We start from the raw sequence: 14110 nt of genomic DNA, 5'->3' as shown, positions 1-14110 counted from the left end.
CTAGCCCCTCCCTCGCGTCTTCTCAATCCTTGCTTTCAGGGCCCGCATGACGGCCTCGTGGGTGTCAGCACGGTCTCGGATAGCCGCCATAACGTCCTCATCCTCGCACCCCTGCACGATGAGGTAGTGGATATAGACCTTGTCGTAAGGGGACCCCTGCCGCCATAAGCGGCAATTGCCCTGGTCATTAAGCTCAAAGCTCCAGTTGAGACCGTACCAGATGACATTGCGTCCGCCGGCCTGAAGGTTGAGGCCATAGGCGCAGGAGGCCGGATGCACCAGCAGCACATCAACATCTCCATTGTTCCAGGCATCGGCGTCCCCAGCGCCCTTGTAAACCCTGACCTTGAGATCCTTGCGCTGCTTTTGCAGCCGCTCCAGGATGCGATCCCGGTCATGCTGGTATCCGTAGAACGTCAAGGCGGGTTCGCCGTTCAAACGCTCCAACAGCTCCATGTAAGCATCCAGCTTGCAGTCATGGACATGGACCACCTGACCCTCGGTGCCGTAGACCGCGCCGTTGCAATACTGCAACAGCTTGCCCACCAGCACCCCGGCGGTGCCAGCGGTGATAACATCCTCATCCACCTCCAGCAGCAGGTCCCGCTCAAACTGCTCATAGTCTCGCGTGGCCTTGGGGTCAAGCAGCACCGGCACCTCGTGCTGGATGATCTGCGGCAGCTGCAAATAATCCTCCGCTTTCATGGAGATGCAGATGTCAGAGATAGCCTCCAGCACCGCACTCTCCGCCCCATCCTTGGCTTTATAGGAGAAAATCTGGGTCCTGCTCCTTTGATCCGGGTCAAAATATCGCTCCCGGTAGGCGCTCAGAGTGGGCCCCAGCCGCTCCCCCTGGTCCAGCAAGTACACCTGAGCCCACAGGTCGATGAGGCCCTTGGAGGACGGCGTGCCGGTCAGTAGCACCATCTTTTTGACGAAACGCCGTACCCGTTTCAATGCCTTAAAGCGTTTGCTTTGGGAGTTCTTGAAGCTGGTGCTCTCATCCAACACTACCATGTCAAAAGGCCAGGCTTGCTTATAATAGTCCACCAGCCACTCTACGTTTTCTCGGTTGATAACATACACATCCGCCGGAGTATTAAGAGCCTTAATCCGCTTGGAGGTGCTGCCCAGCACTGCTGAAATGCGGAGGTGTTGCAGATGATCCCACTTGGCTGCCTCCTTGCTCCAGGTGGCCTCTGCCACCGTTTTGGGTGCTACCACCAGGACCTTGGACACCCGCCAGCGGAAATACTTGAGAATGTTGACCGCCGTGAGGGTGATGACCGTTTTGCCAAGGCCATTTAACCGGGCCGCAGGAACAAGCCAACTGCGGGATCCTCAACTACTCGCTGAATACAATAGGCTTGGTAATTATGCGGCTCAAATTTCATTGTTATCACCTCCTTGCTGCGTGTGCCATTTGGCGTGCGCGGTTTGATTTTCAAAAACCATTAGATTCTTAGGGTCGTTGTTTCGCTTATCCCCATCTATGTGGTGCACCACCTCTCCGGGTCGCAAGGGTCTGCCCAGCATCAATTCCGCTACGACACGATGCGTATGCCTCCCAAAAAACTTTGTGTATGTCTTACCGTTACCCGTGTTCAAACGTGATTCTCGCAATTTCTGCCTCACTTCCGGTGTCATCCGCTTGGGGTTGTTCTCCGCATTGAGATACGCCATTTGGCAAGCCCTGCAGCAGAACGGACGGCTCACACCGGCTCTGGCACTCGGAGGTCTGTACATTTCTTTTCCGCATTTCGTACAAAACTCAGGTCCCGCAGCTCTCGGTCTACCCATCAGCCAAAAACCTCCCTTAAAAACTCTTTCACGGCATCCATCCCACACAGTATACGGACATCCGCCCCCCGTTTCTCCAACTCGCCCCTTTGCCATTTCTGCATCTTGGTCAGCCTCCCAATCTCTGTTTTCAGCTCTACATAGATGGTGCGGCCGTTGGGGGTGATGACAATACGGTCAGGCACACCAGGATTGCCGGGGGAGACAAACTTATAGCACAGCCCTCCGTGCTCTTTTACCTTGCGGGCCATGTAGCCCTCAATATAACTTTCTTTCATGGCATCCACCGCCACAATGTTCTGTCACCGCAGATTTCTGTGTTTACATATTTTCCGTGCCAGCATCTTGCGGCTTTTATCTCTTTTCTTGTGATGCCCACTTTTTTACCCTCGGCATAAACATCCTTGGGTGATATGGGGCCTCTTGCTTTTACAATATTTTCAAGCCAGTGTTTCACATTCATTCTTATCCACCTTTCTGTTTTGGGGCGGAACATTCAGCATTTTTTCTATATATTTCTTATATTAGGGGGATTAGAGAGTATATATATTCTCTATTCTCTCTATTCTCTCTATTTTTATATTTAATAGAAAATAAATGTTCCAATATTCCAGATACTCAAAAAAGCCAGTGTTTTCAAGGGTTTAGCCCGGAACATTCCCCGGAACATTAGGCGGAACATGGCCCGGAACATTCAAGCGCCGTTTTTAAGATGTTCCGGGGAATGTTCCGGCCTTTTTATTCCAGTTTATCCCATAAATTATCACGGATTTTCAGAAAACCACGCTGTTTGCCGCAGTAACCAAAGCGCAAAGAGCTCTTGCTTTTTTCCCAGTTTGAGCAAGCCTCAATGATGCCGTTTATCTCCGCCGTGTCAGAGTAGCGGATATCCCGCTGCTTGCCGTCCAGGGCCTCACACCACACTTCCAGGGCGCACACCCGGTCCCGGTCCACCAGCTTGACCTCACCCTGCACGGCGCCACCCCAGAACATGCGGCGGCGGTCCAGAGGCCAGCTTTGCCAGTCCTCCGGCACCCGCTTGGCCAGGAAGTCCAGCACGATGCCCTCACGGGTGCTTACTTCACGGTGCTCCTCCTGCTTGGCCTTGGCGGCCTCCTCAAGATCACCCTTGAGGAAAAGGGGCTCTCCCGTCTGCCAGCGGACCACAGCCTCCGCCCAGAGCTGGTCAACCTCCTCCGGCAGATCAGCCCACACGCTCTTTGTGACCGGCTGCACACCGGTGTCCACGGGCCAAAAGCGGCGGTTGCCGGTGCGATCCTGTAAATAATCGGAGGTGTTGGTGGTGCCGAAGAACACACAGCACCGGGGCAACTCCTTGACATGGCGGCCGTAGGCAGCCCGAAAACGGTCATTGCGGAGGGAGAGAAACTGCTTGATGCGGGCAATATCGGTGCGCCGGAAAGCGTCCAACTCCGCTATCTCTACCAGCCAAACGCCTTGCAGGAGCTCAGAGGCCTCCTTGCCTTCAAAGGTGCGGATGCTGTCATTAAACCAGCCCCGGCTCATCTTATCCAACAGGGTACTCTTGCCTATGCCCTGGGGGCCGGAGAGGATGAGCATGGTGTCATACTTGCTGCCCGGCGCCATGGCGCGAGTGACGGCGGCGGCGAACGCCTTGCGGGTCACCGCTCTGGTGTATGGGGTATCGACAGCGCCCAGGTAGTCAATGAAAAGGGTATCAAGCCGTAGCTGGCCATCCCACTTGAGGCCCTGAAGATAGTCCTGCACCTCGTTGAAAGCGTGCTTTGTGGAGTGCAGGGACAGGGCTCCGTCGATCTTGCCGTTGCCGGTGATGTGATGGTAGCGTTCCATATACCAATAGAGGCCCTCGTTGTCGTTGTCATCCCAGAGGCGGCGCTGTGTGCGGCCGTCCCACGGGAGGGCGCCCAGCACCTCACCGCGGCCCGCAAAGCAGTTGAGGGCGAACTTGTCCTTGAGGAGAGGGTCGTGCTCCAGGATAATCCAGACATTATCAATGGTGGCTTTGGGGAGGCCTGTCTGGCTATTCACGGCCAGCTTGCTCATCCAGTTGGCGGAGTCCCTCTCGTTGGTGGGCTCCACACCCTCAAAGTCCTTGACGGCCTCCTGGTATCGCTCCTGGCTCATCAGAGCGGCCACATCCGCATTGGAGACGGCCATCTCACACATGGCCTGGTAGCTGGGGAGCCGGTTGGTGGGTGTGCCCGGTTGGGCCTCATCGTCCTTGTCACCAAAGCGGTGGAGGCGCACAAGGTCAAAGGCATTGACCAGGCGGCCGCTGCACGGGTCAGTGGCGTGGTGACTGTATAAAAACTTGCCGTTGTCATAGATCACGGCGCCACCGGTGGTAGAGCCGCCCAGATAGGTGTATCTTCCGGGCATACTCTCCACGGGCTCGTACATGCCGGGGATAAGCTCATCCAGGGCCCGGTAGATATCAAAGGTGCGGCAGAAAGCGCCCACAACGCCCGTCTTGGCCACCGGGTCACCTTGCCTGACTGCCAGCTTGGGCAGGCTCAGAGCGCCCGGCACCTGTGGCCAGAGGGTGCAGTCCCGCCAGTCCTCGTATTGGGCCAGCAGGCCGCCGGCGGAGAGGAGGGGCTTGTCCTGCCAGAGATATACATACTGGCTGTCAGAACAACAGCTTGGCCAGTACATGAGGCGGGACACCTCAAAGGTGGTGGGGTCGCAGAGCTCAATGCCTATGTACTCCGCCATCTTGCGGGCTAGGGGTTCGTACTCATCCGCGGACACCGTGCGGTCCAGAGGCAGGAGGACACGCAAGCGGGGGGCCGCCGGGCTGTGTTTACGGGTGCTGTAAATACAATAGCCGCAGCCCAGCGCCTCCACCCGGCGGATCACGTCCTCCGTGCCGCCAGCGGGGATGTTGTCCAAATCCAGCGTGATGATGTCACGCCCAGTCACATTGCTTGCTTTTCGGCGCGGGCCGGAGAGAGAGCCCGCCACAAAGCCGCCAACATCCTTGAGGTCATCCTGCCGCGCCTTTTTCATGTTCAGGTATTCTGCCAGGGGCTCCGTGCCCCTGGCGGGGGTCTGGAGCCGGGCCCACAGTTCAGAAATGAGCATGGTCTGGGCGGTCCAGTTCATTGCCCGCCGGTTGTTGCCGGCGGATATGGTTATTTTGCGGTCGTATTGCATAACGGCGGCACTCCTTTATTCTGAGTTCTTCCCCGCGATCTCGCCCGCACAGGCTGCATAGCCCGCCAGATCGATGAAGCTGTCCGCCTTGTCACCGACCTTGATGCGGGCCATTTTCAACAGCGCCATCATCATGGCTACGTCTTTGGGGGTAACCGGCGTGCCCAGGTAAGCAGTCCAAAGTCTGCCGATGAGGGCAAAGCTGTCCTCCGGTGCGCCGTAGTCCCGTTCGCGTTCACCGCACACGCAGACGCGGGCGGCCTCTAAAATTTCAGCTCTTTTCACAATGCGGTCTCCTTTCGATTAGTCTTTCCTGAAGTAGCCGCCCACCCAGCCATCAGCATTGAGGGGTAGGCCCGGCGCCCAGGGGATGGGCTGGCGCATAATATTGACCACCTGCTCCAGCATGGCGCCCTCATCACTCCAGGGAGCCACATCAATGACCACCTCGTCATGGACATGGAATACCACCGGGAGCTCTGCGTCCTCCAGCCGCTCAATGGTCTCCGCCAGACAGTCGCGGGCGATGGCTTGCACGCAGTTTTCCACCAGCTTGCCGCCGTAAGTCTCAATGCGTTTCCACCGTTTGGTTTTCTGGTCCATGCCCATGTAAGAAATGGACGGGTTGCCCCATTGATTTTCACCGATGCCGGGGCTCACATAGTAGAGCTTGCGGCCAGAAGGCAACCGGATGGTCATGCAGTCGATGCCTTGGTTGTAGTCGTACTCGCGGGTGATGATGAGGCCGTTGATGCCAACAGAGCCGCCCTGGGTGATGACCTGCACAGCGGCGTTGTCCATGGAATACCACAGATCACGGATGCGCTTGTTGGCCTCGCGCCAGCGGCTCACGATGTCCGGCAGATCTTCCTCCGGGATGCCCATATCAAGAGCCCCCATGTTGATGAGCGCGCCGGTGCTGCCTTGGTAGCCGAGGGCCAGCTCTGCAACCTTGCCCTTTTGTCGGAGCGCATACTCTGGGTTGCCTTTTTTGATGCGCTCAATGGGCACCCCAAACATCTGGGAGGCAGAGGCCTCATAGATTTTCCCGTGGGTGCGGAACACCTCAAGCCGCCACTGCTCACCGGCTAGCCAGGAGATGACACGGGCCTCGATAGCGCTGAAATCGGCGTCAATGAGGACATGGCCCTCCGGGGCCACAAAGGCCGTACGGATGAGCTGGCTGAGGGTATCAGGCACGCTACCATAAACCGCACGCAGCGCATCCAGGTTGCGGCTCCTTACCAGATCACGGGCAAGGTCAAGCGGCTCTGTGTAGGTGCGGGGCAGGTTTTGGACCTGTACCAGCCTCCCAGCCCATCTGCCGGTGCGGTTTGCGCCGTAGAATTGGAGCAGCCCACGGACACGGCCATCCGGACACACAGCGATCTCAATGGCGTTGTACTTTTTTGTGGATGTCTTGCCAAGCTCCTGGCGGATTTCCAGCATGCGCTGCACTTGCGGGCTGTTGTCATCCTGCTGGAGCAACCGGGAAACGGTATCTTTTCGCAGGTCCGCCAGCTCCTCACCTGTTTCCTCCCGGAGCCATTGGGTGAGCTGGGCCACACTGTTGGGGTTGTTCAGCCTGGAGAGCTCAGTGGCCTCCTGCATCAGATTTTTGCGTACGGTCTCCCCAAGGTATAGAGCGCCCTCTACAAAGTCCATGTCAATGGCTACGCCTCTGGCGTTGATGACAAGGTCCGTTTCCCACTGTTCCTGCACGAAGTCCGGCACTGGGAAAGCAGAGAGCCGCCGCTCAATCTCCATCTCCGTAACCACATCCTGGCGGCAGTAATCTTTGAACAGCTCCCACTTGGCGGGGTCGTGGTGCGGGTAGTTGCGTGTGCGGCCACCGTTGGCCTTGGAAGGGGTGCAGGGCGCGCAGAAATAGCGGATGAGGGCCTTGCCCGTGTTGAGCTTGCGCTTGTCCTCAGCCAACCCCAGAGCCCGCCCAGTGGCATCCAGGCCCGCTGTATAGCCGCAGTAGAGGCCGTGAAACATGGTGCACCTCCACTGGTCCGGCGGCAGAGCGGCGTCCAGATATTTGGACAGGCAGCCCCACTCAAAGGGGGCATTGTATGCGTGCTTGATATAGTCGGGGCTGGTGATGGCCTGGACCAACCACGGGGGGAGAGTTTCCCCCCGTGCCAAGTCGATGACCTCAACAGGAGCGCCATCCATACTGTACGCAAAAAGCAGGATTTCAAAGTCCGGGCTTGATATGTACTTTTGCGCACCGGCTTTTGCAATCGGCACGCTGGAATAGGTCTCAAGATCTATGCTGAGATGGCGCATGTTGATCTCTCCTTACATGGGCTGTCCGGTGATGGGGTTGATGCCGTTGTTGGTGTTCCAGGAGGCCGCCGGAGTGGCGCCGAGGCCCGCAAAGTCAGCCGCTGCGGATGCGCCGCCGGCCAGAGGTTCACCGTCACGGGTCTTGAGCACGTTGCCCAGGCTGCAGCCTACGCCCTTGTTGCCGCTGTTGGAGTAGCCGAAGAAACGGACCGTGACCCGGCCATACATGCCGCTATAGATGTCAGAGGGGGCCAGCTCACAGTTGATGTTGTCGATGCCCACTACCTGGGGCTTGTTCTTGGTGGAGGCGGTCATCACCCAATGCCCCTTGCACTCATCGCCAAAGGGCATGCCAGAGGGCCGCACGCCATCGCCGTCATGGATGGGCACCTTGAGAACAGGGGGGCGGGCACCATTCCACACCTTGGCCAGAGCGGCATTGGCCGCAGCCTGGATGGCGCTGTCAATGTCAGCCTTGGTGGCCGCGTCGCTCTTGGGGATGAGGATGGCGACGGAATACTTGGGCTCTGCGCCCTGCTGGGCAGCTCTGGGCGTGGTCAGATTGGCATAGGACAGGCGCACCTCTCCAGTCAATACTTTCATGGGATCATTCTGATACATAATCGTTATCTCCTTATACTTCATTGTTTATTGTGGTCATTCCAATAGCCATAAATCCGCACCCAATGTTGGTGGATGCCCTTGGTGCTCTTTACGGCTTTATGGATCCTGTTGTTTTGGGCCATAATGGCACGGCCCTGTTTGCTCCGTTTATTCTGCACAAGCCGCCAACCGTTGTTGAAATCAGCGGATGCCTGCCTCCACGCCTCTTTGGACTTCTCAATCTGCGCCGGCAGAAATGCCTCAACGGTGTCAATGGCGGCTTGATTGTTCCAAGGCTCTGAAAGCATCAGTTTGAACAGCTTGCGGATGTTCGGAGCGGGTAGCCCGGTGATTTTATCCAGATAAATCTCAAACCGGGTGGTTTCGTATTGGAAATGGATGGTTGTGTTGGTCATTCCTGCACCACCCCAGCAAAATCGGAGGCGGCGGGGTTGTAGGCCTCACGCTTGTCCGTGGCCAGCGCCAGCGCGGGCTTGCCAAGGGGCTTGACCACAAAGCTGCCGATTTTCTCAGCAAACTCCGCCTTGCCCATCAGTTTCTCAAGCTCAGAGAGGGTCTTGGGCTTGCGATCATAAACCAGAGCCTCATCATATCCGGCGGCAATGACAGCCTTGATGGCGGCATCCTGGTCCGTAAAGGTGCGGTTGCTCCGGCCCGCCACCAGTTTCCAGCCCTCAATGGGCTTGCCATCCAGCAGGGCCTTGGTGGCGTACTCCTCCAGGTCCTTGTACCACTGGACAAGCTGCTGGCCACGGATAAGCAGGTCACCAATTTCCGCATCAGAGAGGAGATGCGTGGGGATGCCATCCCTGCCGTCCTCCTCTGCTTGGGCAAGTTGTTCCGGGGTAGCCTTGCTCATGGGCACGCAGTCCTTGAAATCCTCCAAAGCGGTGTTTACCTTGGCACGGGCACGGCACTGAGCCTTGCCACGGCAAAAGCGGCAGTGCTCACCGGGGACAAACTCACCAAGGCCGGAGAAAGCCTTTTGTGCAATGGGTTTGATGCTCTCACCCCACGCTTTCAGCTCCTCCACGGTGATGATGTCTGAGGTGTAGCTGTCAAGGCGGGGTTGGTCAATGGTCATGCGGACTTTCTTGATGGTGTCACCAAACACGGGGACGTAGCGCTTGAGAGCGCCCAGGGCGTAAAGGCGCATCTGGGGGTTGTCCACCGCGGACACGGGCACGCCTTTGCCGTGCTTGTAGTCGGTTATGCTCAGGGTATCGCAACCGATCATCACACAGTCACAAGTGCCGAACCCCTCTGGCACATACTCACCAAAGTCAACCTTGACCTCAGCCGCCACGGTGGGCGCGCTGTCATAGAGCATTGCTTGCTCAACCAGGTGATCCAGGTAGAGATCAGTGGTCTTGTCCATCTCCGGGTCATAAAGCTCCTCTTTCTTGAGCTTGTTGAGGCGAGTGGCGTAGGCCCCAGGGGTGACGGCTGCGGTAAATTTTTTGAGGACCTTGAGTTCTGCAATGGCGTGAGCCAGGCGGCCCTCCTTCGCATAGGTGCTGATGCTCTCTGGCAGTCCCTCCTCAAAACGGGGGGCCGCCGTGCAGACTAACCAGCGGGATGCAGATGATGCGGAAAGCAATGCATGTTTTTCGGGCGGCATGCTCAGTCTTCCTCCCCGTTCTCGATGTCAATAAGGCTTTCCGCCTGTATAATAATCTCGGAAACAATTTGGCGAATGGGCAGATTGGTCTTTTCGCGCAGGCGGCGAACTACTTTTTCAGCCTCTGGGGTAAGCCGGACCGTCCCGATACATTCTAAAGACGGGCCGTTGCATTTCAGTACAATTGGATTCATAAGTACCTCCTTAAATCTGAGCGCCCAGTGCCCGGAGCTCTGTAGCGAACGCGCCAAACTGCTCCGGCCGAAGTTGGGTGACTGCCGCCACGCCATACTTAGCTAATAGGGCGAGTAGCTGCTCCATCTTGCCGGCGTCTACGAGAGCCGCGCCGGCCACTGCCAGCTGGTCTATGGTGTAACTAGGAGCGCCCGCCACGGGTACTGTGGGTGCAGGGGGCGCGACCGGAGCTGTGTGTGGCGTTGGATTTTGTACAGGCGCAACCGGTACCGCCGGCACCGTTGAGGCGGGGGTCTGCGTCACGGGCATTGTCGCCTGGGTGGTTGCTTGCGCGTTCACGGCTCCGGGTTTGATCTCCTCCGTCACGCTGATCAGCTTCGCCAGCGAATCGAGAGCTCTGCATAGTTCGGGGGTTGCCGTGAGCTTAATTGTGATCTCCATGGTTATGTATCCTCCCTATTTACTTTTTTGTCCCCTTAGGATATACTTGACTTACAGCAATTTGGTTTTGCGCCTTGGATGGTTGCCGCCGTCCGGGCGCTCTTTTTTTGTCTCTTCCTAATCCTAAGCGTATTGATCGCCGTCGCCCCGTATGGAGCCGTCTCGTCCAGGCTTACGGATTCCAGGTTTTTGAGGTACTTCTTGACTTCGGACGGGTCGTCGAGGTCAAACATGGTACCCGGCAGTCCGTGTGTGCGGCACACATACCTGCCCACAAGCCAGGCATAGGTATCTCGGTCGTAGCCAGCCCAGGTCTCTTTTTGGATAACAACGCAACGCCAATTTCCAAATTGTCGCGCCGCCATGACAATATAATGTTTTGACACGCCACACACTGGTATTGACTGTTTCCAATCGTTGATTCTAACCATGTCCCCGATTTTGAGGCCGTCCAACAGCTTCTGTGTAATCTCGGTGTAAGTGTTGTACTCCTGCTTCATTTTCGATCACCTCCCTCTCCCCAGTTTCCCGAGCGCATAGCCCAGCATCAGGGCACATATTAGGCCCATAAGCTCCAACGCCCCTGCCACGCCTTCAAACCGCACGATTCCCAGGTCAAGCATCTTCGCCATCTCCTATCCGACCGCACTCATCCACGCGATGGAATTGATTGGCGATGTGTCTTAACGATCGCTGCGCCTCCTGTACCTCCGGATCATCACATACTGTACGGCACAGGTGATATGCGAGCTGCGCGAATATGCGCTTGTCAATGATGGCGTCAAGGCTGCCGCACCACAACGGCCAACAACTATAGTCCAGGTCGGCACCGCGCAGGTTGGCACTGCGCAGGTCGGCACTGCGCAGGTTGGCACCGTACAGGTCGGCACCGTACAGGTCGGCACCGTACAGGTCGGCACGCACCCCACTATCATCTCTGCGCAGCCATTTTTCGTGGTCATCCAGGATTCGCTTTTCGCTGTCAGTCAACTCTCTCATCTATGTATCCTCCTCGTCATATATTGTGATCGCTCCGCTGGCGATCAGGATTAGGCTTGCGATACCTGCGATGATACCCGCCCAGGTCCGCCCGCCGTCCAGCAGGCTGCCGGTCATTGGCAAGCCAATCCATATTCCTATGATGCTCAGTGCCGCCCTTGTCATGTTGTCTCCTTCCGTCCTTCGCGCCGGGCCTCCTCTTGCAGCGCCTTGCGCCATCTCTGGATATCCGGCCTGCTCCACTTTGCAAGCAGCCGTTCCATCCCTTTGATCCACTGCTCGATCCGTTGTCGGTCGCTCATTATGCAGTCGTCTCCTCCCTGCTTGTCCACATGTTTTCCGCGCCGACTACGGCGCTATTCGTCTGGGGGATTATATTCCCATCCTTCGAGCTTGCTTCTTTGATCTTCCGTGAGCAGCCCCATATCGCGAGCCCTGAACATCGCGCGAATCATGCATCGCGCGAATGCTTCGTTGTATGCTTTTGTTCCCATCTCTTCCTTGGTTTTTCCACCAATGGTGATTTTGTGTGGCATATCACGGTAGTTTACTTTTTTCGGCACTGGGCTTCACCTCCCCACAGAATCTTATGATTTCGACCGGATGTCCTATCACCCGCCGCCCTTAGGGCGGCCTTATTTGATTTATCGTGTTGTCGCGCCCTTATCGCCGTGGTATAATTTGGCTGGGGATGCACGATAAACCGTTTTTCTTATAAATCTCTATTGAAAATTTTTATAAGTACTAGCACCTTCGCAACCTCTGGTAGAACCGCAATTTCTGTTTCAGAGGTTGCGGTTTTCCCATCTGTCACGCGCTCCACAAAATTGAGTAGTGCCGCCTCTAATCTATCAATGGACTTTTCTGACATGCTTTTTGCTCCTTTCCGCCGCCCTCCGGACGGCTTTTTCTTCATCTTACGACATGATTCGATGTTTCATCGGAGCGGTTACGCTTCGATGTTTGTCAACAATTTTTTCACCCGTTCGACTGGTTTTTCCACCCTCTGCGCTTTCATCGCAGTACAATTGCGGTGAAAGGGGGTGATTTTTTTGGAACTTAAAGACCTTAGGCCCACGCGCGAATATTATCTGGCCGATTACCAATACGAAATCATAATGAAGCAAATCCAAAAGTTCGAGCAAGGGCTTGACGGCGACCACGAAGTTGCATTCAGGTTATGTCATTTTGGGCAAAGCATTTTACTGCACGTTACAGATGTCGGGTATTGCAATCCGTCCATTATTGTTTTCCGTGGTTTTGTCGATGGAAAGCCAGCCCAGCTTATCCAGCATGTGAGCGAGTTGAATTTTCTTTTGATGTCTGTTGAGAGGCCAGACCCGAAGACCCCCGCGAGGAGAATCGGATTTGCTCAGCCAAACTAACGCTTACCATTGCGATATTTGCCATTGAATCACTTATTTTTGCAAGTTCTCTTACAGATCGTGCCTTTTGGGCGCGCTTCGACAGCAGTTGCAGCTGCTTTTGAAGCGTGTCCATTGTTTTTTCGTAATCCACGATTCACGCCTCCTTCCTAGCTTGCTTGGTTGTGGTTCTGCGGGACGTAGAATCTCATTGGGTCAACTTCAAGGAATTGGCACACGCAAAGAAACTCATCTGTTTTTAAGGCGCGGGATTCCTTTGATAGGCTCCTGATCAGTTTGTCATATGATATCCCAGTTTGGTCTGACACTTGCTTGATCGAAATTCCTTTTGTCCTGATATGAGCAGCCAGTAATTTTGTTCCATTGTCAGGGCTCACTCGGTTATTAATTTTCATTTTCTCACCCCCAAAATTCTAAGTTTCTCAGGATTTGATTTAATTATATTCCAAGAAACATGGAATGTCAATACATTTTTTCTGAAAATCTTAGAAAAAAATATTGACACCGCAAATCTCAATGGATATAATAAAGTTGATATAAGGAGGTGGTTAACCGTGGAACAACACCGCATCGGGGAGACATTAAAACAGGCCCGCATTAAAGCGGGCCTGAAAGTTCAGGATGTGTCTGAATTGATGAAGTCATCGGGATACGAAAAAGCATCAGTGAAAACTGTATACAGCTGGGAAAGCGGGAACAGTCAACCCGCTCCGGATTATTTTCTGAAGCTTTGCGACCTGTACGGGATCACCGATATTCTATCTGCATTCGGATACAGAAAAGAAGAGCCAACCGTCGATACAGACGATCAGCTCTCCATTCATGAAGATATATTTATGTCGCTTCCCGAAAATCTTCGTCAAGATGCTCTGCGTTACATGCGATATCTCGTAGAGCAAGAAGACAAGCAGAAATGAGGTTTTTCCGCTCTATTTGGCCATGTAAATCCCTAAATTCAATTATATCTCGCGGCATATCGCCGCAACGTATGATACCCGGCCCGCTATCGTGCCGATCTGCCATGCTGCCGCAGATATTATGGCGATATGTGGTTGTCGGGTCGGGATTGGTTGACATTGCTAGACCTCCATTCTGTCCGTTGTTAGAAAACATTTGTTTTTTCTGATATCATTTTACCATAGTTTCTGTTCACAATCAAATGCCAATCCTACCAAATTGCGGCCAAAAAGTTTTCAATCTCGCCTCGTCAAAATCCGTTTTATGGGACAAAAGGTGCGATATACAAGTGCACATAGATATCCTATTGGGTTCGCACCAAAAATTGATCTATTCGCCGCATTGTTCTAGGGGCTCGAGACGGATAGATAATCAAAAAACTAGTGTAATGCTCTAATAAATGGTTTGTATAGTGTGCCTATTTATTTAATTTTACTGTCGCCCTCCTTGCGGAGGGCGTGGATTGAAATAAGTAAGAGGGGAGGCGGTAACATGTTGAAGCGGTCGCCCTCCTTGCGGAGGGCGTGGATTGAAATTTATGGACAGATCGACCAGTCAGGGCTTAAGTGGCACGTCGCCCTCCTTGCGGAGGGCGTGGATTGAAATCTCTATCGCCGTCAGATATTGACGGTGA

20 protein-coding genes and 1 CRISPR repeat array (1 of these 21 only partly in view) are annotated in these 14110 nt (G+C 54.9%); of the genes, 2 read left to right on the top strand and 18 right to left on the bottom strand.

Annotated elements, in window-relative coordinates; translation table 11 throughout:
- The 18 genes from H8711_RS04020 to H8711_RS03935 form a co-directional block, all read right to left on the bottom strand.
- Positions 1 to 1263 (bottom strand): SNF2-related protein, encoded by a 1263-nt coding sequence (locus tag H8711_RS04020; RefSeq protein WP_346728184.1) that lies wholly within the window; start codon positions 1261 to 1263, stop codon positions 1 to 3.
- 120 nt (positions 1264 to 1383) lie between these two features.
- A complete protein-coding gene (locus H8711_RS04015) occupies positions 1384 to 1683 on the bottom strand; it encodes an HNH endonuclease signature motif containing protein (protein ID WP_249282248.1) in 300 nt (99 codons plus the stop codon).
- A gap of 116 nt (positions 1684 to 1799) precedes the next feature.
- Positions 1800 to 2078, bottom strand: coding sequence for a PDDEXK family nuclease (locus H8711_RS04010; RefSeq protein WP_249282247.1), 279 nt, complete (start codon positions 2076 to 2078; stop codon positions 1800 to 1802).
- Complete coding sequence (locus tag H8711_RS04005) at positions 2075 to 2263, bottom strand: hypothetical protein (protein WP_249282246.1); 189 nt, start codon at positions 2261 to 2263, stop codon at positions 2075 to 2077. The genes H8711_RS04010 and H8711_RS04005 overlap by 4 nt, the downstream gene beginning before the upstream one ends.
- A 275-nt stretch (positions 2264 to 2538) precedes the next feature.
- Positions 2539 to 4959, bottom strand: a complete 2421-nt coding sequence (locus tag H8711_RS04000; RefSeq protein WP_249282245.1) for a virulence-associated E family protein — start codon at positions 4957 to 4959, stop codon at positions 2539 to 2541.
- Positions 4960 to 4974: 15 nt separating this feature from the next.
- Positions 4975 to 5244, bottom strand: a complete 270-nt coding sequence (locus H8711_RS03995) for a DUF6378 domain-containing protein (RefSeq protein ID WP_249282244.1) — start codon at positions 5242 to 5244, stop codon at positions 4975 to 4977.
- An 18-nt stretch (positions 5245 to 5262) separates the two neighbouring features.
- Positions 5263 to 7254, bottom strand: a complete 1992-nt coding sequence (locus H8711_RS03990; RefSeq protein ID WP_249282243.1) for a DNA polymerase — start codon at positions 7252 to 7254, stop codon at positions 5263 to 5265.
- Between the two features lie 12 nt (positions 7255 to 7266).
- Positions 7267 to 7875, bottom strand: coding sequence for a DUF2815 family protein (locus H8711_RS03985; protein WP_249282242.1), 609 nt, complete (start codon positions 7873 to 7875; stop codon positions 7267 to 7269).
- Positions 7876 to 7895: 20 nt separating this feature from the next.
- Complete coding sequence (locus tag H8711_RS03980) at positions 7896 to 8273, bottom strand: hypothetical protein (RefSeq protein WP_249282241.1); 378 nt, start codon at positions 8271 to 8273, stop codon at positions 7896 to 7898.
- Entirely contained in the window at positions 8270 to 9499 is a 1230-nt protein-coding gene (locus H8711_RS03975) for a DUF2800 domain-containing protein (protein ID WP_249282240.1), read from the bottom strand. The genes H8711_RS03980 and H8711_RS03975 overlap by 4 nt, the downstream gene beginning before the upstream one ends.
- 2 nt (positions 9500 to 9501) lie before the next feature.
- The gene (locus H8711_RS03970) at positions 9502 to 9693 is read right to left on the bottom strand and encodes a hypothetical protein (protein WP_249282239.1); all 192 of its coding nucleotides are present in this window, start codon (positions 9691 to 9693) and stop codon (positions 9502 to 9504) included.
- Positions 9694 to 9703: 10 nt separating this feature from the next.
- Positions 9704 to 10135: a hypothetical protein gene (locus H8711_RS03965; protein WP_249282238.1), complete on the bottom strand. Its 432-nt coding sequence runs from the start codon at positions 10133 to 10135 to the stop codon at positions 9704 to 9706.
- A gap of 35 nt (positions 10136 to 10170) precedes the next feature.
- Positions 10171 to 10635 carry a hypothetical protein gene (locus H8711_RS03960; protein WP_249282237.1) on the bottom strand — a complete coding sequence of 155 codons (465 nt, stop codon included), beginning with the start codon at positions 10633 to 10635 and terminating at the stop codon, positions 10171 to 10173.
- Between the two features lie 115 nt (positions 10636 to 10750).
- A complete protein-coding gene (locus H8711_RS03955) occupies positions 10751 to 11134 on the bottom strand; it encodes a pentapeptide repeat-containing protein (protein WP_249282236.1) in 384 nt (127 codons plus the stop codon).
- Complete coding sequence (locus H8711_RS03950) at positions 11135 to 11299, bottom strand: hypothetical protein (RefSeq protein ID WP_249282235.1); 165 nt, start codon at positions 11297 to 11299, stop codon at positions 11135 to 11137.
- Complete coding sequence (locus tag H8711_RS03945; RefSeq protein ID WP_249282234.1) at positions 11296 to 11436, bottom strand: hypothetical protein; 141 nt, start codon at positions 11434 to 11436, stop codon at positions 11296 to 11298. Before H8711_RS03945 ends, H8711_RS03950 begins: the two co-directional genes overlap by 4 nt.
- A gap of 54 nt (positions 11437 to 11490) precedes the next feature.
- Positions 11491 to 11697 (bottom strand): hypothetical protein, encoded by a 207-nt coding sequence (locus H8711_RS03940; RefSeq protein ID WP_249282233.1) that lies wholly within the window; start codon positions 11695 to 11697, stop codon positions 11491 to 11493.
- 149 nt (positions 11698 to 11846) lie between these two features.
- Entirely contained in the window at positions 11847 to 12005 is a 159-nt protein-coding gene (locus H8711_RS03935; protein WP_249282232.1) for a hypothetical protein, read from the bottom strand.
- A gap of 181 nt (positions 12006 to 12186) precedes the next feature.
- On the opposite strand from H8711_RS03935, the gene H8711_RS03930 reads away from it, so the two are divergent.
- Together H8711_RS03930 and H8711_RS03925 are read left to right on the top strand one after the other, a co-directional pair.
- Positions 12187 to 12519, top strand: a complete 333-nt coding sequence (locus tag H8711_RS03930) for a DUF6173 family protein (RefSeq protein ID WP_249282231.1) — start codon at positions 12187 to 12189, stop codon at positions 12517 to 12519.
- A gap of 554 nt (positions 12520 to 13073) precedes the next feature.
- The gene (locus H8711_RS03925) at positions 13074 to 13436 is read left to right on the top strand and encodes a helix-turn-helix domain-containing protein (protein WP_249282230.1); all 363 of its coding nucleotides are present in this window, start codon (positions 13074 to 13076) and stop codon (positions 13434 to 13436) included.
- Between the two features lie 477 nt (positions 13437 to 13913).
- Positions 13914 to 14110: a CRISPR direct-repeat array (repeat unit 33 nt; unit sequence GTCGCCCTCCTTGCGGAGGGCGTGGATTGAAAT) (it continues 105 nt past the right edge of the window).

It is taken from the genome of Ligaoa zhengdingensis (assembly GCF_014384885.1).
Classification (GTDB): Bacteria; Bacillota; Clostridia; order Oscillospirales; family Ruminococcaceae; genus Ligaoa; species Ligaoa zhengdingensis.
Note: the sequence above shows the minus strand (reverse complement) of the source record. Positions and strands in the feature narration are given on the sequence as shown.